This is a genomic window from Maritimibacter alkaliphilus HTCC2654 (genome assembly GCF_000152805.1).
GTDB classification, from domain to species: domain Bacteria; phylum Pseudomonadota; class Alphaproteobacteria; order Rhodobacterales; family Rhodobacteraceae; genus Maritimibacter; species Maritimibacter alkaliphilus.
The window spans coordinates 28,956-50,847 of record NZ_CH902580.1 but is presented as its reverse complement, the minus strand read 5'-3'; the positions used below and the strand labels follow the sequence as shown (position 1 = coordinate 50,847).

The 21,892-nt window shown below is 64.1% G+C and carries 21 protein-coding genes; 5 read left to right on the top strand and 16 right to left on the bottom strand.

Annotated features, from left to right (window positions below):
- Nucleotides 1-245 (bottom strand): hypothetical protein (locus RB2654_RS23980; RefSeq protein WP_254655621.1); only part of this gene is annotated, 245 nt, incomplete at its 3' end.
- Between RB2654_RS23980 and RB2654_RS21420 the strand changes: the two genes are divergently transcribed.
- Nucleotides 139-972, top strand: coding sequence for an electron transfer flavoprotein subunit alpha/FixB family protein (locus RB2654_RS21420; RefSeq protein ID WP_367682855.1), 834 nt, complete (start codon nucleotides 139-141; stop codon nucleotides 970-972). The genes RB2654_RS23980 and RB2654_RS21420 overlap by 107 nt on opposite strands.
- Before the next feature lie 10 nt (nucleotides 973-982).
- Nucleotides 983-1,825: a MaoC/PaaZ C-terminal domain-containing protein gene (locus RB2654_RS21415; protein WP_008335882.1), complete on the top strand. Its 843-nt coding sequence runs from the start codon at nucleotides 983-985 to the stop codon at nucleotides 1,823-1,825.
- A gap of 69 nt (nucleotides 1,826-1,894) precedes the next feature.
- On the opposite strand, the gene RB2654_RS21410 is transcribed toward RB2654_RS21415, so the two are convergent.
- From RB2654_RS21410 to RB2654_RS21355, 12 genes are all read right to left on the bottom strand, one after another.
- Nucleotides 1,895-3,466 (bottom strand): AMP-binding protein, encoded by a 1,572-nt coding sequence (locus RB2654_RS21410; protein WP_161600718.1) that lies wholly within the window; start codon nucleotides 3,464-3,466, stop codon nucleotides 1,895-1,897.
- A complete protein-coding gene (locus RB2654_RS21405) occupies nucleotides 3,466-4,260 on the bottom strand; it encodes an enoyl-CoA hydratase-related protein (RefSeq protein WP_008335885.1) in 795 nt (264 codons plus the stop codon). The genes RB2654_RS21410 and RB2654_RS21405 overlap by 1 nt, the downstream gene beginning before the upstream one ends.
- Before the next feature lies 1 nt (nucleotide 4,261).
- Entirely contained in the window at nucleotides 4,262-6,157 is a 1,896-nt protein-coding gene (locus RB2654_RS21400; RefSeq protein WP_161600717.1) for a TRAP transporter permease, read from the bottom strand.
- A gap of 127 nt (nucleotides 6,158-6,284) precedes the next feature.
- Entirely contained in the window at nucleotides 6,285-7,457 is a 1,173-nt protein-coding gene (locus tag RB2654_RS21395; protein ID WP_161600716.1) for a TAXI family TRAP transporter solute-binding subunit, read from the bottom strand.
- A 60-nt stretch (nucleotides 7,458-7,517) separates the two neighbouring features.
- On the bottom strand, nucleotides 7,518-8,288 hold the full coding sequence (locus RB2654_RS21390; protein ID WP_202795889.1) for an SDR family NAD(P)-dependent oxidoreductase: 771 nt from the start codon (nucleotides 8,286-8,288) through the stop codon (nucleotides 7,518-7,520).
- 17 nt (nucleotides 8,289-8,305) lie between these two features.
- Nucleotides 8,306-8,686: a Zn-ribbon domain-containing OB-fold protein gene (locus RB2654_RS21385; protein ID WP_202795888.1), complete on the bottom strand. Its 381-nt coding sequence runs from the start codon at nucleotides 8,684-8,686 to the stop codon at nucleotides 8,306-8,308.
- 7 nt (nucleotides 8,687-8,693) lie between these two features.
- Entirely contained in the window at nucleotides 8,694-9,845 is a 1,152-nt protein-coding gene (locus tag RB2654_RS21380) for a thiolase family protein (RefSeq protein WP_008335894.1), read from the bottom strand.
- Complete coding sequence (locus tag RB2654_RS21375) at nucleotides 9,842-10,960, bottom strand: acyl-CoA dehydrogenase family protein (protein WP_008335897.1); 1,119 nt, start codon at nucleotides 10,958-10,960, stop codon at nucleotides 9,842-9,844. Before RB2654_RS21375 ends, RB2654_RS21380 begins: the two co-directional genes overlap by 4 nt.
- Complete coding sequence (locus RB2654_RS21370; protein WP_008335898.1) at nucleotides 10,957-12,204, bottom strand: acyl-CoA dehydrogenase family protein; 1,248 nt, start codon at nucleotides 12,202-12,204, stop codon at nucleotides 10,957-10,959. The genes RB2654_RS21375 and RB2654_RS21370 overlap by 4 nt, the downstream gene beginning before the upstream one ends.
- 154 nt (nucleotides 12,205-12,358) lie before the next feature.
- Nucleotides 12,359-13,129, bottom strand: coding sequence for an enoyl-CoA hydratase-related protein (locus RB2654_RS21365; protein ID WP_008335900.1), 771 nt, complete (start codon nucleotides 13,127-13,129; stop codon nucleotides 12,359-12,361).
- Entirely contained in the window at nucleotides 13,126-13,995 is an 870-nt protein-coding gene (locus tag RB2654_RS21360) for a MaoC family dehydratase (RefSeq protein WP_008335902.1), read from the bottom strand. Before RB2654_RS21360 ends, RB2654_RS21365 begins: the two co-directional genes overlap by 4 nt.
- Nucleotide 13,996: 1 nt before the next feature.
- Nucleotides 13,997-14,878, bottom strand: coding sequence for an NAD(P)-dependent oxidoreductase (locus RB2654_RS21355; RefSeq protein ID WP_008335904.1), 882 nt, complete (start codon nucleotides 14,876-14,878; stop codon nucleotides 13,997-13,999).
- 234 nt (nucleotides 14,879-15,112) lie between these two features.
- Here RB2654_RS21355 and RB2654_RS22695 point away from each other — a divergent pair, with 234 nt between their 5' ends.
- Together RB2654_RS22695 and RB2654_RS21345 are read left to right on the top strand one after the other, a co-directional pair.
- A complete protein-coding gene (locus RB2654_RS22695) occupies nucleotides 15,113-15,661 on the top strand; it encodes a TRAP transporter small permease subunit (RefSeq protein WP_050772056.1) in 549 nt (182 codons plus the stop codon).
- 1 nt (nucleotide 15,662) lies between these two features.
- Entirely contained in the window at nucleotides 15,663-16,973 is a 1,311-nt protein-coding gene (locus RB2654_RS21345; RefSeq protein WP_008335908.1) for a TRAP transporter large permease, read from the top strand.
- Nucleotides 16,974-17,063: 90 nt separating this feature from the next.
- Here the strand turns inward: RB2654_RS21345 and RB2654_RS21340 are convergent, their stop codons facing one another.
- Both RB2654_RS21340 and RB2654_RS21335 read right to left on the bottom strand, forming a co-directional pair.
- Nucleotides 17,064-18,185, bottom strand: coding sequence for a CaiB/BaiF CoA transferase family protein (locus tag RB2654_RS21340; protein WP_008335910.1), 1,122 nt, complete (start codon nucleotides 18,183-18,185; stop codon nucleotides 17,064-17,066).
- A 48-nt stretch (nucleotides 18,186-18,233) separates the two neighbouring features.
- A complete protein-coding gene (locus RB2654_RS21335; protein WP_148912643.1) occupies nucleotides 18,234-19,349 on the bottom strand; it encodes a CaiB/BaiF CoA transferase family protein in 1,116 nt (371 codons plus the stop codon).
- A 182-nt stretch (nucleotides 19,350-19,531) separates the two neighbouring features.
- Here RB2654_RS21335 and RB2654_RS21330 point away from each other — a divergent pair, with 182 nt between their 5' ends.
- Nucleotides 19,532-20,566 (top strand): LysR family transcriptional regulator, encoded by a 1,035-nt coding sequence (locus tag RB2654_RS21330; protein ID WP_083783491.1) that lies wholly within the window; start codon nucleotides 19,532-19,534, stop codon nucleotides 20,564-20,566.
- Between the two features lie 96 nt (nucleotides 20,567-20,662).
- On the opposite strand, the gene RB2654_RS21325 is transcribed toward RB2654_RS21330, so the two are convergent.
- Nucleotides 20,663-21,736, bottom strand: coding sequence for a C4-dicarboxylate TRAP transporter substrate-binding protein (locus RB2654_RS21325; RefSeq protein WP_008335914.1), 1,074 nt, complete (start codon nucleotides 21,734-21,736; stop codon nucleotides 20,663-20,665).
- Nucleotides 21,737-21,892: the final 156 nt, after the last annotated feature.

Below are 21,892 nucleotides of genomic sequence, written 5' to 3'. Positions count from 1 at the left end.
GAGAGCGTCGATGAGCTCGTGTCGAAACTCAAAGAGAAGGGGTCGTGTGATGACGTCTGCTCTGCTGAAGTCAACTCCGGCGAACTCGCGCTGGACGCCACCGCGAAAGCCGTCACCGCCGCCAAGGCGCTTGGCGATGTGACCGTGCTCTGCGCGGGCGCTCGGCCGCGGCCGCCGGTGAGGCCGCGTCCAAGATCGACGGTGTGGCCAAAGTGCTGGTCGCGGAAGGCGACAGCCTCGGCCACCGCCTTGCCGAGGCGACCGCGGACCCTCATCGTGTCGCTCGCCGGGGATTACTCGCACATCTGCGCGCCCGCGACGACGGACGCGAAGAACATCATGCCGCGCGTGGCCGCGCTTCTGGATGTGATGGTGATCTCGGATGCCTCCGCCGTTGTGGATGCCGATACGTTCGAACGCCCGGTCTACGCCGGGAACGCGATCCAGACCGTAAAGTCGAAAGATGAAAAGAAGGTTATCACCTTCCGGACCTCGACCTTCGACCCGGCCGGTGACGGCGGTTCGGCGAGTGTCGAGACCATCGGCGCGCCGGATGCCTCGGGCAAATCCGAGTGGGTCGAGGACAAGGTGGCCGAAAGCGACCGTCCGGAACTGACTTCGGCGGGCATCGTCGTGTCGGGCGGCCGTGGCGTCGGCTCGGAAGAGGACTTCGCGCTGATCGAAAAGCTGGCCGACAAGCTGGGCGCCGCCGTCGGCGCCTCGCGCGCCGCGGTCGACTCGGGCTTCGCCCCGAACGACTGGCAGGTGGGCCAGACCGGCAAGGTCGTCGCACCGGAACTCTACGTCGCCGTCGGCATCTCGGGCGCCATTCAGCACCTCGCGGGCATGAAGGACTCCAAGGTCATCGTCGCGATCAATAAGGACGAAGAGGCCCCGATCTTCCAGGTCGCCGACTACGGCCTCGTCGGCGACCTGTTCACCGTCGTCCCGGAACTGATCGAAAAGCTTTGAGAGGGTTCTCATGCCATTGAACGAAGACCGGGTCCGCAACTACGCCTTTCCTTCGCCGCGCTTCGAGGTCACGGAAAAGGATGCGATGCTCTATGCCCTCGGGCTGGGGATCGGGTCCGATCCGCTCGACCCGCGACAGTTGCGCCATGTCTATGAACAGGATCTCGTGGTGTTCCCGACGATGCCGGTGGTTCTGGGATCGCCGGGGCTCTGGTTCGCCGATGCGGGGCTCGATTTCCGCAAGCTCGTCCACGGATCGCAGACCCTGCAGATGGAGCGCCCGGTGCCGCTGGGCGCGCAGCTCGTCTCGCGTTCGAAGGTCGTGGGGCTTTACGACAAGGGCGCAGACAAGGGTGCGGTCGTGGATGTCGAGCGGGTGATCGCCAGTGACGACGGCACCGTCGTCTCGCGGCTGGTCTCGACCTATGTGCTGCGCGGGGACGGCGGCTTTGGCGGCGAGGCACCGCCGCGCGACGGCTGGACCCGGCCCGAGCGGGCACCGGAGGCGGACATCGTGCTGCCGACGTTGCCGCAGGCGGCGCTGATCTATCGGCTGAGCGGGGACATGAACCCGCTTCATGCCGATCCCGAGCGGGCCAAGGCGGTGGGCTTTCCGCGGCCCATCTTGCACGGGCTGTGCACCTTCGGGATGATGGGGCGTGCTGTGATTGAGGCGTTCAGCCCGGACGATCCGGGCGCGCTCAAGTCCATTTCAGGGCGCTTCACGCGGCCCGTCTATCCGAGCGATACGCTGAGCGTCAGCCTGTGGAAGGATGACGCGGGCATCCTGTTCGAGGCCCGGACGGACGCGGATACCGTGGTCTTTACCGGCGGGCGCGCGACGGCGCGTTGATCGCGCGAGCTTAGGCGAAAACAAAAAGGCCCGGCGATCTGCCGGGCCTTTTCGTGTCTTTTGAGGACCTTACGCTGTTCCTGCGATCACCGCGTCGCGCAGTTTGCGCTTCATGAGCTTGCCGCTTTCCTCGCGGGGCAGGGTGGGGACGATCTCGATCCGGCGCGGGATCTTGTATTTCGCGATCCGGGGTTCGAGGAAGGCGCGGATGCTGTCGGCATCGGGCGTGGTGCCCGGCGCGGGCTGGATGTAGGCCGCGACCACTTCGCCGAATTCCGGGTCGGGCAGGCCGAAGACGGCGCAGTCGGCGACCTCGGGGCAGAGCACCAGTTCGCTTTCGATCTCGGCGGGATAGATGTTGGTCCCGGCAAAGATGATCATGTCGCGCTTACGGTCGCTGATGAAGAGGAAGCCGTCTTCGTCGAGGTAACCCACGTCACCGATCGAGATGAAGCCGTCCTTTTCACATTCCGCCCGCGCCTCGGGGTTTTTGATGTAGGTGAAGTCCGAATAGGTGCCGTTCTTCACGTAAATCTCGCCCGGTTCGTTCGGGCCGAGGATTTCGTCGTTCTCGCCAAGGATGCGGACCTCGGCGTGTTCGACGCAGCGGCCCACGGTGCCGGGTTTCTTCAACCAATCCTCGGGCGAGGCGTGGAGCGCGATGCCGACCTCGGTGCCGCCGTAGACCTCGTGCACGATGGGGCCGACCCATTCCATGAGTTCGCGTTTCACCTCGACCGGGCAGGCGCTGGCGGTGTGGCTGATGAAGCGCAGGGACGAGACATCGTATTTCTCGCGCACCTCTTTTGGCAGCTTCAGCAGTTTGACGAAGATCGTCGGCACGGCAACGATCACATTGATGCGGTGCTTTTCGATGAGCGCCAGAAATTCCTCGGCGTCAAAGCGCGGGGTGATGACGAGAAGCTCACCCTGGGTCGCGGCATAGCGCGCAAAGCCATTGGGCGAGGCGTGGTAGAGCGGTGTCGCGATCAGGCCGCGCATGTCCGGGGCGATGCCGATGGTGTCGCGAAACACGCGGGCGTTGAGGCGGGTTTCCTCGGGCGTCATCGGGTCGCGCATGACGCCCTTGGGTTTGCCGGTCGTGCCGGAGGTGTAGATGATCACGCCGCGATCCGCCGGGTTCTCGCCCGCGTGGGGTTCGGCGGCGGCGATCCAGTCCTCGTAGTTCCGTTCGCCCGCGGGCACCGTGCAATCGGCCGGGTCGAGGCGGAAGGCTTCCCGGATCGAAGGCGGCGTTTCCACGACGATGACCTCGCAGCCCTCGGGCACGAGATCGCGGACCGGGCGCAGCAAGTCGGCGTGCGCGACGAGCACCTCGGCCCCGCTGTCTTCGAGCAGGAACTGGATTTCCGGGGCGGCGAGGTGCCAGTTGAGCGGCACCGAGTAGCAGCCGACGCGCCGCGCGCCCACGTTCACCTCGATGATCGGCGTGTCGTTGCGCATGAGTTGGGCGACGATCTGACCCTCGCCGAGACCCTTGGCCAAGAGCGCGCCGGCGACCTTGTCGATGCGGGCTTCCATCTCTTCGTGGCTGACCGTGCGGTCGCCGGTGATGACAGCGGCTGGCGTGCGGCTGTCGTTTTCGGGGTCGCGCATGTGTATTTCCTTGAGTTCAGTCATCATTTGGTCTCCGTCCTCGCCAAGGGAATCCTGGTGAAATCGGGAGCCCTTTTGTTGCGAAAGGCGTCACGGCCTTCTTGCGACTCGGGCCCGGAAGAACAGGCGATCTGAAGGCGATCTTCTTCGAGAAGCTGGCTTTCGAAATCGAGCACGGCCGCGCTGTTGTAGAGCTGCCTGATGCGAGACAGGGCGTTCACCGGCCCTTGGGCGAGCTGCTTGGCCAGCCCCAGGCTTTCCTCGAAGAGGTCGTCCGCCGGGAAGATGCGGTTCACGAGGCCCCAGTCGAGCGCCTGCTCGGCGGGAAGGCGTTCGGCCAGCAGCGTGAGTTCGCGCGCGCGCGCCTCGCCCACGCGGCGGGCGAGGAGCCAGCTCGATCCGCAGTCCGCCACAAGGCCGACCTTGGAGAAGGCTTGCAGGAAAAAGGCGTTGGGCGCGCAGGTGACGATATCGGCGAGAAGCGCGAGGCTCATCCCCGCACCCGCCGCGACGCCGTTGACGGCGGCCACGATGGGCAGGGGGCAGTTGCGCAGGTTGCGCACCATCGGATGATACCAGGTCTCCAGAACGGACTTGCCGGGATCGGTCGGCAGTTTTTCCGCCATGTCGCCCCCGGCGCAGAATCCCCGCCCGTTGCCGGTGATCAGGATGGCGCGGACCGCATCGTCGTTGATGCAGGCGGTGACGGCAGCATCCAGTTCGCGGGCGAGCGCCCCCGAGAGTGCGTTCATCGTCTCTGGCCGGTTCAGCGTCAGGACGGCCACGCCGTCGATATGGTCGATCAGAAGGTCTGGCACTTCATGCTCCCGCTGCTGTCGTTTCTGGTGCCTGAAAGATCGGGACGAAGCGGATCGCCAGTCCGGACAGAACGATCAGGGCAAGGCCGAAGGCGGCACATTCGAGTTGGGTGATGCCCAGTGCCTTGATCCCCGGGGAGGCGAGAGCGAGGCCGGCAAAGAGCAGGCCGCCGCGCAGAAGGACGCCCCAGATCGTGTCCGAGATCGCGCCGGACCCCAGCATGTAGCCTTGCAGCGACCATGAAATGGCCGCGACGCCACAGGCCGCCGTCGCCACGGCGACTCCGATCTGAAGCGGCGTTCCCTGCAACACGAGCGCCGGGTTGAGGACGAAGAAGAAGGGCACGAAATACATCACGCTGGCCAGCCGCATCGCGTGGAACCCGATCTTGATCGCCGAGACCTTGGCGATGGCGGCGGCGGCATAAGTGGCGATGGCCACGGGGGGCGTGATGAAGGACAGCATGCCCCAGTACATGACGAAGAGGTGTACCGCGATGGGTTCGAACCCGACCTTGACCAGCGCGGGGACCATGACGATCGCGAGGAAGATGTAGCAAGCCGACACCGTCATCCCCATGCCCAGCACAAAGGACGTGAGCGCCCCCATGATGAGCAGCATGATCGGCGCGTCGCCCGCAAGGAACACGAGTTCCGTGGACAGGGTGCTGAGAATGCCGGTGGCCGCCAGACCGCCCGCGATCATGCCAATGGCAAGGATGACCGCGATGATCTCGGACAGGCCGCACCCGATGCCCGCGATCATGTCGCGGACTCCGGCAATGGACAGGCGGTTTTCCGGGCGAATCTGGTTCACCACGAGCAGGAGACCCGTCGCGTAGAACGCTGCGCGGCTTTCGTTCATGCCCTGCGCCAGCATGGTGATAAGCACCACGAAAACGATCAGGTAGTGCCACCCGCCTTTGAGGGCAGACATGAGCGTGGGAAGCTGGGAACGCGGGACTCCGCGCAATCCCCTGCGGGCAGCGTAGGCGTCGACCTGAAGCATGAGGCCGAAGTAGAAGAGTGCCGCCGGAATGGCCGCGGCCATCGCGACCTCGACGTAAGGCACGGCGAGGAAGGTCGCCATGATGAACGCCGTCGTGCCCATGACGGGCGGTGTCAGAACCCCGCCGGTCGAGGCGACGGCTTCGATCCCGCCTGCATAAGAGGCCGAGAAGCCTGTCCTTTTCATCGCCGGGATCGAGACGGAGCCTGAGGTCATGACATTGGAAATCACGCTGCCGCTGATCGAGGCTTGAAGCCCGCTGGATACGACGGCGACATGGGCCGCCCCGCCGCGCACGGTGCCCATGAGGGCAAAGGCCACGTCGTTGAAGAACTTGGCGGCCCCGGTGAACTGAAGCGCGAGGCCGAAGACGATGAAGCCCACCACGAGATCGGCAAAGGCCCGCATCGGGATGCCGAAGACGCTTTCAAAACTGTAGAGGTGATAGGCTGCGACCTCGGCCGGGGGCAGTGACATGCTGTTGAGCGGTCCGGGCATCTTGTCGGCAAACATCGGGTAAAGCGACACGAACAGGACGACGATGGTCAGCGGCCACCCGTTGGTGCGGCGCGCGGCCTCGAGGATGAGAACCCAGAGCAACGCGGCGACGATCTGCGCGTCGAGGGGCGCGATGAACTGCCAGCTGGAAAAGACGATGTCTTTCGCGTAGGCGACCAGAAAGGCCGAACCGCCGAGGGACAGGGCAAAGAGCAGCCAGTCGATCCAGCCCGGCACCGCCGTGGTGGCGCGTTTGAACGGCACGATCAGGAAGATCAGCGGAAAAAAGACGAGGGTCAGGACATACAGGAACGTCTGGCCGTTCATCACCACGCCGATAGCACGGCTGAAGAGGAACGTCTGGTTGACGGTCAGCAGCAGTCCCGCCAAGGAGAACAGCAGAATGGTCCATCTCTTGAGAGCAAGCGACATAGCGACCCCGAAGCGTTTGAGGGACTGAACCGGGCATACCGGCGATGGCACGTGCCCGGCCGTCTGGCCGGACACGTGGGATGGATCACCAGTCGCGGACCGGAACGTCGAAGCCTTCGGCCTCGAGCATCTCGATGCGCTTGGCTTTCCAGGCCGTGGCGAATTCCGCCTCGTCCGAGATGTTCATCGCGACCACTTCGTCCCAGGCCGCCTTGAGCGCATCCTGACGGGCGACGAGCATGTCGTTGTGTTCCTGCATCTCATCGGTCCAGACGCCGGTCTCTTTGAAATAGGCGATGGCGCCGTCATGGAACGGGACGGTGTAGTCGAGGATCTGACGATCCAGCGCGAGCCCGTAGGTCGTGGGCGTCGCGCCGTTGATGTCGTCGAAATTGCCGTAGACCGTCGACAGCATCGCCTTGACGTAATCCGCGTCACGGTCGGCGGTGGTGTTCAGGAGCATGTCGGGATAGCTGGCCATCTCGATCCCGCCTTCGGGGATGTTCACGCCTTCGGTCACGACCTTCTTGATCCAGCGCGGATCGGTGGCGCGGATTTCCTCCCAGCAGGCGTCATTGTCGAAGGGCACCGGCACCCATGTCAGACCGCGCGACGAGGCATCGGCCTTGACCGAGGTGCCAGAGTTCGTCGAGGTGAAATAGACGTCGGCCTGATCGTTGATATAGGCATCGACCGAGGCGCCGAAGCCCGGGACTTCGACCTTTTCGACGTCGTCCCATGTCATGTCGCCACAGGCGATGACGAGCGCCTGAAGTGCGCCCTGAATCGAGGGCGACCCTTGAACATAGGCGACGCGCAATCCGCGCAGGTCGCCGGGGCCTGCGACGTTTTCGGCCACCTCGGGCGAGATGGCGAGGCCAAAGCCTTGGTCGGTCATGCTGGTCATGACGAGACGGACGGGCTGCGGACCCCAGTCGGCGGCCCCGAACTGGAATGCGCCTTCCTGTGCAAAGTAGACGTCGAAGCCTGCAAGCACAAAGTCGGCGCGACCGGCCTTGAGCGTGGATTGCTGGGCAACGCCGTTGCCCGCGCTGATGACCCGCAGATTCAAGTTGTCGTTCTGCTTGAGGGCGCTGCTGATTGCCACGGCGGCAGAGTGCATCGCGCCGCCGGTGTCGTAGGTCGTCCAGACGACCGTATTCGGCAGGGCCGCATCCTGTGCGAAAGCCGCCGGTGCGCCGCAGGTCAATGTCGCGGCAAGCGTGGCACCCGCAAGGGTGCGAAGTTTCGTTGTCATCATTTCAGTTCCTCCCTGGTAATGTGACGGCCCCGGTGAGGGCCGCTGTCTTGGTCTTGGTTACACGTTGATGTTCATGCCCCCGTCGATGCCGAGGTTCTGGCCGGTGATGTAGGACGCGCTGTCGGACAGCAGGAATGCGACCGGGCGCACCACTTCGCTCGTCTCGGCCCAGTAGCCCATCGGGATGCGGGCCAGGATGCTGTCGCGGAATTTCTCGCCCCGAACGGTTTCGGTCATCGGGGTTTCCACGACGCCGAAGCTCACGGAGTTCGACCGGATGCCGTAGCGCGCCCATTCCTTGGCCGCCGTCATCGAGATGCCGAAGATCCCGGCCTTGGCAGCGGCATAGTTGATCTGGCCGATAGAACCGCCCTGGCCCGCGATGGACGAGACATGGACCATCGAGCCGATGTTGCGGCTTTCCCCGTCCACCGCGCGTTCGAGGATCGCGCGGCCCACTGCCTGCGTCCAGATATAGGCGCCGGTCAGATGCACGCGGATCACGTCGTCCCACTGGCTGTGGGTCATCTTCTTGATCATCGCGGGGCGGGTGATCCCGGCGTTGTTGACGAGGCCGGTGAGGGTGAGACCCTTTTTCCCGATATCCTCGACCGTGGCGGCGGCGAAATCAGCGTCGGAGACGTCCCCGGTGTAGACTTCGGCCTGCGGAATGTCGGCCTTCAGTGCTTCCAGCGCCTCGCCGTTCAGGTCGACGGCGACGGGCGTTCCGCCGAGGTCAGAGATCATGCCCGCAAGCGCGCGGCCGATGCCCTGACCCGCGCCGGTGACAACGATGACCTTGCCTTCGAGTGTTCCGAGGTTGTTCAATTTAAGCTCCTGCATCTTCAGTTTCGGTCGAGGCGAAAGACCGGCACGGTCAGCCCCTCGGGATGGGTCTGAAAGTCGACGCGCACCGGGTCGCCGATGGCGACATCGTCGGGGGCGTCGATGATCTTGGTCATCATGGTCGGCCCCTCGGCCAGCGTGACGTAGGCCACGACGCGCAGCGGCTTGTCCGGCATCCGGGTGATCGCGAGGCTGTAGATTTCGCCCTTGCCCGAGGCCGGTTCAAACGTGACCGTCTCGGCCCGGCAGAACGGGCAGACGGCGCGCGGGTAATGATGGGCCTCGCCACAGGTTGTGCAGCGGGCCACGACGAATTCACCTTTGGCCGTCGCATCCCAGTAGGGCTGGGCGTCGAAGTTCGCCTGTGCCAGATCAGACAAGTCCATCTCAGAGCCTTTCCAGAATGACGGTGGCGCTGCCGTGCCGGGTGGCGAGCGAGCCGCCGGTGCCGTGGGCGAGCGCGAGGTCGCAGTTCTGGACCTGCACCGCCGGGTGGGCTTCGCCGCGCAATTGGCGAACGGCCTCGATCACCTTGGTCATGCCGCCGCGATTGGAGGGGTGGTTGTTGCACAGCCCGCCGCCGTCGGTGTTGAAGGGGAGCTTGCCCTGTCCGGAGATCAGGTTGCCGTCCGCGACGAAGGCGCCGCCTTTGCCCTTTTCGCAGAACCCGAGGTCTTCGAGGGCGACCAGAACGGTGATCGTGAAGCTGTCGTAGATCGAGGCGTATTTGATGTCCCCCGGCGTGATCCCGGCCTCGGCAAAGGCGCGGGGGCCCGAGACGTTGGCGGCCGAGGTCGTCAGATCGACGCGGCCCCCGTTGGCATGTCCGACCGCTTCGCCTGCGCCGCGCAGTTTCACGAGCGGACGGGCGAGCGACTTGGCCACGCTTTCACTCGTCATCACCAGCGCCCCGCCGCCGTCGCTGACCACGCAGCAATCGAGGCGGTGGAGCGGGGCCGAAACCAGTGGCGAGTTCACCACGTCCTCGACCGTCACCACCTTGCGCAGCATGGCGTGTTCGTTGTGCTGGGCGTGATGCGAGGCGGCGACCTTGATCCATGCCAGTTGTTCTCTGGTGGTGCCAAACTCATGCATGTGGCGCGCCGCGACCATGCCGTACATCTCGACAACGGACGGGGAATAGGGGGCTTCGAACGGGGTGTCGGGGGTCGGCGCGGGCGGCATCTTGGCCGATTTCATCCCGGCGGCGCGGGGTCGTCCGGCGAGGGTGATAAGCGCCACGTTGCATTTGCCGGACGCAATCGCCTGTGCGGCATGGGCGACATGGACGAGATAGGCCGAGCCGCCGCTGTCGGTGCTGTCGAAGTGATGCACGTCGAGGTTCATGTATTCGAGCATCGACATCGGGCCGAGACCCGGCGCATCGCCCGCGCAGAAATAGCCATCGACATCGTCGAAGGAGAGCCCCGCGTCGGCCAGAGCACCGGCGGCGCTTTGCATGTGAAGCTGGGCGACCGAGATACCCTCGGCCTTGCGGGTCGGGTGCTCGTAGGCCCCCATGATATAGGCGGCGCTCATTGGACCACCTCGCGCTGCATCTCGATGTCCGCGGCCAGCGTGGCGGCGCGGTCGCGCAGTGCGCCCGCCTCTTGTCCCATCATGGCCTGAAGGAAAATCAGTCGGCGGAAGTAGTGGCCGATGGCCATTTCGTCGGTCATGCCCATGCCTCCGTGCAATTGAATGGCGGTCTGCCCGACGGTCTGAGCCGCGCGGCAGATCCGGGCGCGCACGCGGTCGTGCAGTTGTTTCGGGTCGCCCGCGTCGCCTGCATCCTCTGCCGCAAAGGCGGCGAGGTCGGTCATGCTGCGGGCGGCCTCGAGCTCGACCAGCCGATCGGCGACCATGTGGCGCAGCGCCTGAAAGGCGGCTAGCGGCTGGCCGAACTGGTTGCGCTCGTCGATATAGGCGGTGGTCAGGTCGATGGCCTTTTCGATTGTGCCGGTGGCATCGGCGGTCAGCGCACTGACGGCCAGCGCATTACCGCGCCGAATCGCCGCGCGGGCGGCATTGCCGCTGGTGATAAGGGCTTCGGCGGGCACTACGCAGTCAAAGGCGAGCCGCGCGAGCGGGCGGCCGTCGATGGCGCCATAGGGCCTCACGGTCAGACCCTCGGTCGTTCGGGGCAGTCGATAGAGCGCTTCGGCCCGCTTGGTGGCGACGAGGAATTCGGTCGTATCGGGGCCTGCCTCGCAGATGCCGAGCGTGCCAGTCAGGTGATGACCGCCCGCTCCGGCGCTGGCCGTGATGGTGGATGAGACGCCGTCACAGGGCAGACCGAAACCCGCGGGCGCCGCGATGGTCGAGCCGTCGACCAGCGCGGTCACATCCTGACCGATCGAAGTGAGCGTGCCGACGCAGACGACGGAACTGGCCACAAAGGGTTCGGGCAGGCGCGCACGACCGATGGCCTGACACAGAAGCGACAGGGCGGCGGGGCCAAGCCCAAGACCACCGTGGTCGGGATCGGCCAACAGCCCGTGCCAGCCCATCTCGGCCATGTCAGCCCAACGGGTCGAGGAAAAGCCCTTCGACGCGCGCACGTCGCTGTCCGAAATGCCGCCGGTCCATTTCTCGGCCGACTCGCGGATCATGCCGGTTTCGTCCGAAGGAGTGAGATGTTCGAGGAAAGTCATGGCCGTGTCTCCAGCGCAGCGCGGGCAAGAATGTCGCGCTGTATCTGGTTGGTGCCGCCGTAGATCGAGACTGCGCGACCGAAGAGATATTCGTTGAGTGCCCCGTCCACAAAGTCGGGTGGCAGCCCACCGAGGTCGTCGAAAGCGTCGATGAACTCCGCGCCGCGCCCGGCAGCGTAGTGGCCCAGCGTCGAGACGATCAGCTCGGCGAGGGTCTGTTGAATCTGGGCGCTGGCGAGTTTCAAGACCGAGGGACCGGTCATCGCCGAGGGGCCGTTCTTGCCCTGCGACAGGATGCGGATTTCCGAGATTTCGAGCGCGGTGAGGTCGGCCTCGACCCGGGCCAAGTCGCGCAGGAAAGCGCCATCCTTGGACAGATCGACACCGGGGATCAGGTCGGCGCGGGCCAGACGTTTCAGGCGTTCGACCTGACGGCGGCAGCGGCCCACGTTGGTGATCCCGGTGCGTTCATTGCCGAGCAGGAACTTGGCGTAGTCCCAGCCCTTGCCGCGTTCACCCACCAGCCCGTCGGCGGGGATTTTCACGTCCTCGAAAAAGACCTCGTTTAGCGAATGGTTCATGTCGATCGAGATGATCGGTTTGACCACGATGCCGGGCGTGTCCATGTCGAGCACGAACATCGAGATGCCGCCCTGCTTGCGCGGGGCCTCGTCGGTGCGGGCGAGCAGAAAGATGCGGTCGGCGTATTGCGCCTTGGACGTCCAGATTTTCTGGCCGTTGAGCAGGTAATGGTCGCCCTTGTCCTCGGCCTTGGTCCGAAGGCTTGCGAGGTCCGAGCCGGAGCCGGGTTCGGAAAAGCCCTGACACCAGAAATCCTCGCCCGACAGGATGCCGGGCAGATACTTGTCCTTCTGCGCCTGCGTCCCGAAGGTGTAGAGCACCGGGCCGATCATCGACACGCCGAAAGGCGGGATACTGGGTGCTGCGTTGCGCGCCAGTTCAGTCGAATAGACCATACGCTGGAGTTGGGTCCAGCCGGGCCCCCCATATTCAGCGGGCCAGGCCGGGGCGACCCAGCCCTTGGCCGACAGTTTTGCGAGGAAATCGACGATCTCGGGCTTGGTCGCAGCATAGCCCCGGTCGATTCGGTCGCGTGTCTCTTGCGGGACGGCATCGCGCAGAAAGGCCCGCACATCCCTGCGGAATGCGCGCAATTCATCGTCCAGCAAAAAGTCGATGTGGTCGCGTTCGTCCTGAAAGTCGCGTGCACCTTGGTCTCTCACTTCACGAACTCCGGGGCCAAGTGGTCTGAATGTCGGTCACGTCACATCCTCCAAGCGCACAAAGGCGACTCTGCGCGTAATCATTATATTGGTCTTACCATTTAGAAATTGTTCAGCTGTGCTGTCAATGGTAAGAACGTCCCGTCCGAAAAACTCAGCGATTGCGGAAGTTTGGCGGGCGTTTCTCTTTGAAGGCGGCGATTCCCTCGGCCTTGTCCTGCGTGGCCAAAAGCAATTGCAGGGCCTTGCGTTCGATCATCAATCCGGCGTCGAGCGACAGGTCGGCCCCGGTGAGGACGGCCTGTTTGATCTGGGCGAGGGCGATGGGCGCGCGGCGCGAGATACGTTGTGCAAGCGCCAGTGCCGTGTCCATGACCTCGGCGTCGGCGACGAGGTCGGAGACTAGACCGAGGTCGCGCGCTGTCTCGGCCGTCATTGTGTCACCAGTCAGCAGATACCGCATGGCAAGATGTTTGCCGATGGCGCGGGGCAGGCGTTGGGTGCCGCCCGCGCCGGGCATGAGCCCGACTTTCGGTTCCGGGAGGGCGAAGGTCGCCGAATCCCCGGCGACGATGATGTCGCAATGCAGGACCATTTCGAATCCCCCGCCAAAGGCGCGCCCGTTCACGGCGGCGATCAGGGGTTTCGGGAAATCCGCGATTGCATTCCAGTATTGTTGCGGCGCGGCCTCCATCATCTCGACGGGTCCCATGCGGTCGATCTGGTTCAGATCGGCGCCCGCGGCAAAGACTTTCGGCCCGCCGGTCAGGATCACGGCGCGGATGTCCGGGTCGGCGGCAAAGACGGCAAGCGCATCGACCAGCTCCTGTCGCAGGTCGTAGGAGAGGGCGTTCAGAACTTCGGGCCGGTTGAGCGTGATGCAGCCGACGGCCGGGTCCCGGCGGTCCGTGAGAACGAGCGTCATGGAAGGGGCCCTTTCGAAAAAGTTAATGTTCCGTTCGTGGTGATCTGCACGTCGCGTTCGACCGCCCGGCAGCGAAACAGGGCACCGGATCCCGTGCGCCAGATTTCGGTGCGGATCGTGTCGCCGGGAAAGGCTGGGGCGGAGAACCTGAGCGACAGCGCCCCCATGCGCGCGGGTTCGTCGTCGCAGACCCCGTGCAGGAGCGCGTGCCCGGCGATGCCGTAGGTGCAAAGCCCGTGCAGGATCGGCCGGTCAAAACCCACGGCTGCGGCGACGGCGGGATCGGCATGGACCGGGTTCATGTCGCCGGTCAGGCGGTAGAGCAGCGCCTGATGCGGCCCGGTGGGCATGTCGCGTGTGAGGTCCGGGGCGCGGTCGGGCAACGCCCAGACCGGGGCAGGTGGCTGACGCCGACCGCCAAAGCCGCCCTCGCCGCGCAGATAGGCGGTGCGGTTCACGGTCCAGACCGGGCGGTCCTGCGTGTCGGTCACGCGGCACTCGATCTCGACCAGCGCGCCCTTGCCCGGCCCCTTGTCCCAGAGGTTCGCGACGCGGCTGTGTCCGGTCAGCGGTTCGTCCAGTGGAATCCTGCGGTGAAACTGAATGGCCTGTTCCCCGTGTAGAACGCTGTCGGCGTCGATCCCGAGGTCGGGGTCCGCGACCCAGTGGCCGGGGGTGCAGAGCGTGGCGGCAATCGTCGGCAGGATCGCCTGTCTGTCCTCGTAGACATAGGGCAGGTCGTCCGTATCCGTCGGGTCGCGGCCAAGGCCAAGCGCCACCGCATAGAGGAGCGCGTCCTGCTGCGTGACCGTGCGGACAACGGGGGGAAAGACCAGAGTTTGGAGCCTGTCGCGGTTGAACCCCATCTCAGCGCGCCCGGATTTCTGCCATGAGCGCGCCCATCGTCTGGACGAGGGGCATCCGAAGGTCCGCCGCCTGCGCGAGATCGGCGATGATCCCGAGGTCCTTGGCGAGGTTTGCGGGACTCGGACCGTCAGAGTCTGGCATCTGTGTGCCGGAGAGGTGGCCGAGGATCGCTTCGGTGTGCAGAGCGGGGCCGATCAGGCGTTCGTCGCTGTCGATCACGCGCATCCATTCCCGCAAGACGGGCGTGTCCGCAAAGCCGCCGGTCAGGGCTACGGCCAGATCCCGGGGCGCAATGTCATAGCGGGCGGCGAGTGCCAGCGCCTCGGCCAGCGCGGCAAAAGACAGGAAGCCGATCACCTGATTGCAGGCCTTTGCGACCTGACCGCTGCCGGTGGGGCCAAGATGGGTGACGGTCGTGCCGAGCGTCGTCAACACGGGCCATGCGCGGGTCACATCAGCGTCTTCGCCGCCGACGAAAATGGCAAGCTGACCAGCGGCGGCCCCCGCGAGACCGCCGGACACCGGTGCATCCACCCAGGCGGCCCCGGCTTCCGCCCGGACCCGGGCCGCGATCTGCCGGGTCGCGTCCGGCGGAACGGTGGAGTGATCGACGATCATGGCAGGCACCCTTCCCGCGCCAACGATGCCATCGGACCCGAACAGCACGGCGTCGAGCGCCTTGGCGTCCGTGACACACAGACAGAGCACATCGACCTGTCGCGCCAGATCGGCGGGCGAAGGTGCCACCGGAACCCCGGCGTCTCGAAACGACTGGGTTTTGGCCTGTGACCGGTTCCAGACGACAAGATCGTGGCCACGTTCCTGCAACCGCCACGCCATGAGCGCGCCGATGTTTCCAAGTCCCGCAAAGCCGACGCGCATGTGGCTGCCTCCGTCCCGAGTTTCGAAAAACCTAAGCGAGTCCCCCTTGAGCCGACCAAGACTATTCACGTTGCGCGCTATATCGCGAGCCAAGGATATAACATTGGTCTCGCACCCATAGGGTTGAGTATTGGACGTGGCCCCAAGGGTGCGTGCAGGGTATCGTCAACACTTCCGTTTTCGCGCGGTCCTGCGGGGCCGCCGGGAACGGTTGCGAGGAACAGGGAGGATTCCGTGATAGACCTGATCGACGCGATGGCATCCACGCTTGCGCGACTAACCTTATGGCTCTCGGCGGTGCTTTTGCTGCTGATGGCGTTTCACGTCACGGCCGATGTCGTCAGCCGTTCGTTCTTTAACGCCCCGATCGCGGCAACGCTGGAATTCGGCACCTATTACTACATGGTCGCCGCCTCGTTCCTTGCGCTCGGTTACGCGCAGATGCGCGATCACAATGTGTCGGTCGACATCCTGGTTCACGGGGCCGGCTCAAGGGTGCGCATGATCGTGGAGTGCGTGGCCCTGATCATCACGCTGTTCTACGGCGTGGCGTTCACCTGGGCCTCGACCCTATCCGCGCTCGAGAAGACGCGGGTCGGAGCCTATACGCTGACCCAGTTCTTCAACCTCGCGACCTGGCCGTCGAACTGGATTCTCGTGGTGGCGGGCGTGGTGTTCTGCCTTGTCCTGCTGGCGCAGATCCTGCGGCTCTTCGTGGCGCTGTCCCGGGGCGAGGACCGGAGCGTCGCCCAGTTGATCGGCCAGAACAGGGAGAGCGTCTGACATGGAACCGGGAACCATTGGCATCATCGGGATGGTCAGCCTGATCGTCCTTCTGGGCATCCGTGTGCCGGTCGGCATCGCACTATCTCTCGTGTCGCTCCTCGGGCTCTGGATGATCCGGGGTTTCAATGGCGCAATGGGCGCGTTGAAGGGCATCCCTTACGATTTCACGGCACACTGGACGCTGTCCGCGATCCCGATGTTCCTGCTCATGGGCACGATCGTCGCGAATTCGGGCATGACCACAAGCCTTTATGCAGCGATGCGGGTCTGGCTTGGCTGGCTGCCCGGCGGACTGGCGGTCGCCACGAACTTTGCGGGTGCCGGTTTTGCCGCGGCCAGCGGGTCGAGCATGGCGACGACCGCAACGCTGGGGCGGATCGCGGTGCCGGAAATGCTCAAGAGCGGGTATAACCCGGGTCTCGCGACCGGGGTGGCGAGCGCGGTGGGCACGCTCGGCGCAGTGATCCCGCCCAGTATCATCGTCGTGCTCTTTGCCATTTTCGCGCAGGCCCCCGTCGGTCAGGTGCTGATCGCGGGGATCATTCCGGGGCTTCTGACGGCCTTTGCCTATGCCACGCTCATTGTGCTGCGGGTCAAGCTGAACCCGGCCCTCGCCCCGCGCCAGTCCATCGAACGGGTCGGCTTTGCCGGACACATGCGGCTGCTCGCCCCCATCTGGCCCTTGCCGGTGCTGGTGCTGGGGGTCATCGGCGGGATTTACAGCGGGTTCATGACCGCAACGGAATCCGGTGCCGCAGGCGTCGTGCTGGCCATCATCGTCGCGATGATCCAGCGCACGTTTTCGCTCTCGATGCTCTGGAGCAGCCTGAAAGAGGCCGCCACGACAACCGCGAGCCTGATCCTAATCGCCGTCGGGGCTGCGCTTTTCACCCGGTTCCTTGCGTTTTCGGGCATTCCGAACATCCTGTCCGACCTGATCGCGGCGGGCGGCGCGAGCCAGCTTTCGATCATCCTGTCGATCGCGGTTGTCTACATCCTGCTGGGCTGCTTCCTCGACCCTCTGGGTGTGCTGCTTCTGACTCTGCCGGTGCTTTTGCCGGTCTTCGCCTCGGCCGACATGAACATCGTCTGGATGGGGATCATCCTCGTGAAGTTCATCGAGATCGGGATGCTGACGCCCCCTGTGGGGTTGAACGTCTTTGTCATGAAGGGGGTCGTCGGCGACGACGTGCGACTGGTGCAGATCTTCAAGGGCGTGACGTGGTTCCTGTTGGCTGAAGTCGTGGTCATGGCGATCCTGATCGCCTTTCCGCAGGTCACGCTGTTCCTGCCGAACCTGATGCGCTGAACCGAGAGTAACAGACACGAAAAGGCCCGCGCCGGATCAAGGCGCGGGCCAAATTTTCTCGGGGACCCTGCCAGGGCCCGCGAGCTCGGCTCAGAGGAAATCCGAGAGTTTATACTCCCCCAGTTCAGACACGGTGGGCACGGCGGACACGGTGCCGCCCGACATCTTGAACGGCAGGTTGGTGACGAGGTAGTCGCCCGCCCGGTCGGTGACCGTCTGGAACGCTTCGCGGTGTTTGAGTTGCGGGTCCTCCAATGCTTCGGCGACCGTGCGGTAGCGGCCACAGGGGACCGAAGCCGCCGAGAGGATGCGCTCGCACTCCTCGGAGCTGCGCTGGATCGTCCAGCCCTCGATTGTGGCGAGCAGTTCGGGGAAGTTGTTGTAACGCGCCTCGACCGTGGCAAAGCGCGGATCCGTGATCCATTCGTCGTGGCCCGTCGCCCGTGCCAGCATTTCAAAGTTGCGCTGGGTGTTGGGCATGATGATGACGAAGCCGTCGGTGGTGCGCGACGGCTTGTAGACCGGGCGCGAAATCTTGGCCGGGAACTGCGCCTCCTGCACGTCATAGGGCATGAGGTTGACCACGCTTTCCATCAGCGACACGTCGATATGCTGCCCGCGCCCGGTCTTTTCCCGGCTGTAAAGGGCCGTGTTGACGGCGCTGAGGGCGTAGATCGCGGCGAGGATGTCGGCATAGAACAGCACGCTGTTGGCGGGCCGGGTCAGTTCGTCCTGATAACGCAGGAGCGTGAGATCGTGGCCGGACGAGGCATGGACGTTCTGCGCATAGGCGGGGCGCTCGGCCCCCGGACCGGTCTGGCCGTAGCCCGACACCGCGCAATAGATCAGCCCCGGATTGCTGTCCGACAGGGTTTCGAAATCCAGCCCGAAGCGGGTCATGACGCCGGGGCGGAAATTCTCGATCACAATGTCGGCGGTGTCGATGAGCCGCTTCACATCGGCCAGCATTTCGGAGTCCTTGAGGTTCGCGACGACGCTTTTCTTACCACAGTTGACCTGCCCGAAGTACGTGCTCATCCCATCGCGCAGGGGCGCCTGCGAGCGCATGTAATCACCCTCGGCGCTTTCGATCTTGATGACCTCGGCGCCGAGATCCGAAAGGTATCGGCTACAATAGGGACCAGCGACGAGCGTCGAGAAGTCGACGACGCGCAGGCCTTCCAGCGGGCGGGTGGGGGTGTGTTGGGTCAAAACGCGCTCCTCTCACGTATCGGGTTATTGGGCCCCGGGGGGCTATGGTCAGGATGTCACCAAGGCAGCCCAACCCTGGGCACGCAGGCGCGTGGCCAGATCGGGGTCGGGTGCGCTTGGCGGTCTGGGCGTGTCCGGCTGGCTCTTGCTGAACCGCGGGGCAGGGGCGGTTTGTGCAATCCCCTCCACGTGGACGACGCCGTCGCGTTCGGTCACCTGCGGGTGCGTCAGCGCCTCGTCCATGTCGAGGACCGGGGCATAACAGGCCTCGCGCCCGGCAAAGACGGCGTCCCAGTCGTCGCGGGTCTTGCGGGCGAAAATCTGTGCGAACACCCGCTTTTGCTCGGGCCAGGTTGCCTTGTCCATCTGCCGGTCGAGGTAGGACGCATCGAGCCCCATGCCATCGAGCAACTGGGCGTAGAACTTGCGTTCCACCGCGCCGACCGAGACGTATTTTCCGTCCAGCGTCTTGTAGCAGGCATACCACGGTGCGCCGCCGTCGATGAAATTGCTTTCGTAATCGTCGGTCCAGAGGCCCGAGGCGCGAAAGCCGTGGAAGGTTGTCAGAAGCGATCCGACCCCGTCGAGGATGGCGGCATCCACCACCTGACCCTCGCCGGTCTCGCGAGCGTGCATCACGGCGGCAAGCATGCCGAACGCGAGGTAAAGCGCACCGCCGCCGAGGTCGGAGACGAGGTTCAGGGGAATCGCCGGTCCCTGGGCCTTGGAGCCGATCATGGAGAGGGCTCCCGACAGGGCGAGGTAATTGATGTCATGCCCGACGGTCTGGGCCAGCGGCCCGGTCTGGCCCCAGCCGGTCATGCGGCCATAGATGAGTGCCGGATTGGCCGCGAGACAGTCGTCGGGACCCAGCCTCAGCCGCTCCATCGCGCCTGGTCTGAACCCTTCGATCAGGGCATCGGCCCCCGAGACGAGTTCGAGCGCAGAGTCCCGGTCTTCGGGCGACTTGAGGTCGAGGGCGATCATGGGGCGGTTGCGTTTCGTAAGGTCGAAGCGCAGGTCCCGTTTGACGCCGAGGCCGGCATCCTGCTTGCGCTCCAGCCGAATGACAGTCGCGCCCAGATCGGCCATCAGCATCGCGCAGAACGGCCCGGGGCCGATGGCGCCGAATTCGACGATTTTCAATCCTGAGAGCGGTCCCATCACGTTCCTTTCGCGGTGCTGCTGCCGGGCAAGTCCTCACGGGACGAGCCTGTCGGCAGAAAGTCGGGTTACATTGGTAGGACCTTTAAAGTATTTGATTGGAGCAATGTAAAGATATAACCTGCCTTTCATGTTTAGCCTCTCCGATCGGATCGCAGGCGGGCAACAGGGAGGAAGATACTATGACCAGCCGAACCGCATTAGCTGCTGTCGAGGCGAGCCAAGTGCTCTCGCTTCGGATGCCCGTTCTCGAGGATCTGCCCAAGGTGGAACTGCGCCAGTTGCGTTATTTTCTTGCCGTGGCGGAAGAACTGAACTTCACGCGCGCTGCCGAACGGATGGGCATTGCGCAACCGCCGTTGAGCCAGCAGATCATTTCGCTTGAACATCAGCTTGGCGCGAAACTGTTCATAAGGTCCTGTCGGCGGGTCAAACTGACGGCTGAGGGCATCGAGCTTCAGGCTTATGCGCGGCGGATTATCAACACCACCATGCTGGCCACGGAATCGATCCGCTCGATCGCGAATGGCAAGAACGGGCAAATCGCGCTTGGCTCGGTCTGTTCCGCGATCCATTCGCTGGTGCCGCATATCCTGCCGCCTTTCGCGGCGCTGCATCCGGGGGTGCGGGTGCACCTTCAGGAGATGACGGTGAAGGAACAGTTCCGCGCGCTGAACGAGGAGCGAATCGACATCGCCATCGTCCGCGAACCTATGGCGACGACAGAATTTGCCACCCAACCCCTGTTCACCGAACCCTTCGTCGCCGCTGTGAACCGCAACAGCCCGCTTGCGCGAATGAACCGTTTGTCGCTTGAGCAGATCGCACGGGAGCCGCTGGTGCAGGTGTATCGCTCGGCCAACCGGGAATACTCTGACCACATGTTCAGCGCTCTCATGGAACAGGGCTATGAGCTGAATGTCGTTTGCGAAGCGTCGGACATGCATTCCTTGCTCGGCCTGGTTGCGTCCGGCATCGGCGTATCACTGGTTCCGGCGTCGCTGGTCAACATCCAGACGGCCAACGTGATCTATGTGCCGTTGTCGGACGATGTGCAGAGCAGCACCCTCTCGCTCGCATGGAACCCGGAGGCGCTGACACCGTCGATGGACCAGTTTCTCAAGTCGGTCAGCGACTACATGAAGGGCATCGATGACCTGTCGCGGTTCTGGACGGTGAGCGAGAACCGCATGCCGGCCAGCCTTCTGGCGAGCTAGGCTGCACGGAGCGCCGCCGCTCTGGGACGATGGTTGAGACAAAAAAATGGCCGCCGGTTGTGTCCGGCGGCCATTTCTTTCGGTCACGCTAGTGGATCACATGTCCGAATAGACCTCGTCCATCATCTTTTGAACGAATGCCTCTTCGTCGTCGCCGATCTCTTCCATCGCCGCGATCCACATGTCGAGTGTTTCGCGGAACCCGCTGACGATGCCTTGGGCGTCTTCGATGCCGTTCTCTTTGGCGCGCGTAATGAGCGTCTCGTTGAAGAACGGGTTGAAGTCTTCGAGTTTGGCAATCAGCGCATCACCCGGTTCGATGATCGAATACCCGGCCTCTTCGGCACCCGCGAGAACTTCTTCGTCGGTCGCGATATAGCCGTTCGCCGCGCGGAAGATCCCGACGGCAGCGCCAGTCTGGAACGCTGTCTTCTGGGTGTCGTCGAGTCCGTCCCACATGGATTTCGTCAGGCTGATGATCGGCCCGCCGTAAGACACGCCATAGCTGACATCGAGCACGTTCTTGGCGACCTCACCCAATGAGAACTGCTGAAGCCAGCCGACCGGCCCGAGCGTGCAATCCAGTGCGCCACGCTGAAGACCTTCGTAGGTCTCGCCGATCCCCATGTTCACCGGCGTCATGCCGAGGTGGGAGGCGAGAAACGCAAAGTCACCGGGCACGCGCACTTTCAAACCGGCGAGGCTTTCCAGCGTGTCGACCGGCTTGGTGCAGAGCAGGCTGTAGGACGTCGTCGAATAGGCGCCCAGGAACATCATGTTGTTGGCTTCCATCTCGGACTTGCAGCCGGGGCATTCGGTCAGGATGTAGTCGGTGATCGCCGCGGCGAGCGCGGGTCCGCCTGAGCGCAGCATCGGCGCCAGCCCCATGGCGAGGTTCGAGACCGGCAGTTCGGCCGGGTAATACACCGCAAGCACCTGTCCGCCGTCGATGACGCCGTCCTTCATGCCCCCCAGCATCGCCTTTGCGCCCAAGAGCGATCCGCCGGAGTGCAGAGTGTAGTCGATGGTGCCTTCGCTCATCTCTTTGGCCGTTTCGAGGAACGGGATAACCCCGAATTCCACGTTGGACGAGGTGGGCGGCCCATAGGCCGCGTAGGTCACATTGACGTCCGCTGCCTGTGCCGAAGCGCCGATCGTGAGCGCTGCCATTAGGCCTACACCATTGATAATTCTCATTTCTTCCTCCCGATTTGGATGATCGTAGCTTGTTTTGCCCCGATCTCTCCTATAGTCTAACAATCATTAAATGATCAGACCAATACACAAGGCAGCATGTGTTAGAGGTTATCCATATCATTCGGGTTC

Coding starts and splice junctions, on each gene's coding strand:
- RB2654_RS21360 (WP_008335902.1), bottom strand. CDS start 13,995: ATGGGGTTCAACCGCGACAGGCTCCAAACTCTGGTCTTTCCCCCCGTT.
- RB2654_RS21335 (WP_148912643.1), bottom strand. CDS start 19,349: ATGGGACCGCTCTCAGGATTGAAAATCGTCGAATTCGGCGCCATCGGC.
- RB2654_RS21325 (WP_008335914.1), bottom strand. CDS start 21,736: ATGGCAGCGCTCACGATCGGCGCTTCGGCACAGGCAGCGGACGTCAAT.
- RB2654_RS21355 (WP_008335904.1), bottom strand. CDS start 14,878: ATGCGCGTCGGCTTTGCGGGACTTGGAAACATCGGCGCGCTCATGGCG.
- RB2654_RS21410 (WP_161600718.1), bottom strand. CDS start 3,466: ATGACTGAACTCAAGGAAATACACATGCGCGACCCCGAAAACGACAGC.
- RB2654_RS21395 (WP_161600716.1), bottom strand. CDS start 7,457: ATGACAACGAAACTTCGCACCCTTGCGGGTGCCACGCTTGCCGCGACA.
- RB2654_RS21415 (WP_008335882.1), top strand. CDS start 983: ATGCCATTGAACGAAGACCGGGTCCGCAACTACGCCTTTCCTTCGCCG.
- RB2654_RS21375 (WP_008335897.1), bottom strand. CDS start 10,960: ATGACTTTCCTCGAACATCTCACTCCTTCGGACGAAACCGGCATGATC.
- RB2654_RS21330 (WP_083783491.1), top strand. CDS start 19,532: ATGACCAGCCGAACCGCATTAGCTGCTGTCGAGGCGAGCCAAGTGCTC.
- RB2654_RS21365 (WP_008335900.1), bottom strand. CDS start 13,129: ATGACGCTCGTTCTCACGGACCGCCGGGACCCGGCCGTCGGCTGCATC.
- RB2654_RS21345 (WP_008335908.1), top strand. CDS start 15,663: ATGGAACCGGGAACCATTGGCATCATCGGGATGGTCAGCCTGATCGTC.
- RB2654_RS21380 (WP_008335894.1), bottom strand. CDS start 9,845: ATGAGCGCCGCCTATATCATGGGGGCCTACGAGCACCCGACCCGCAAG.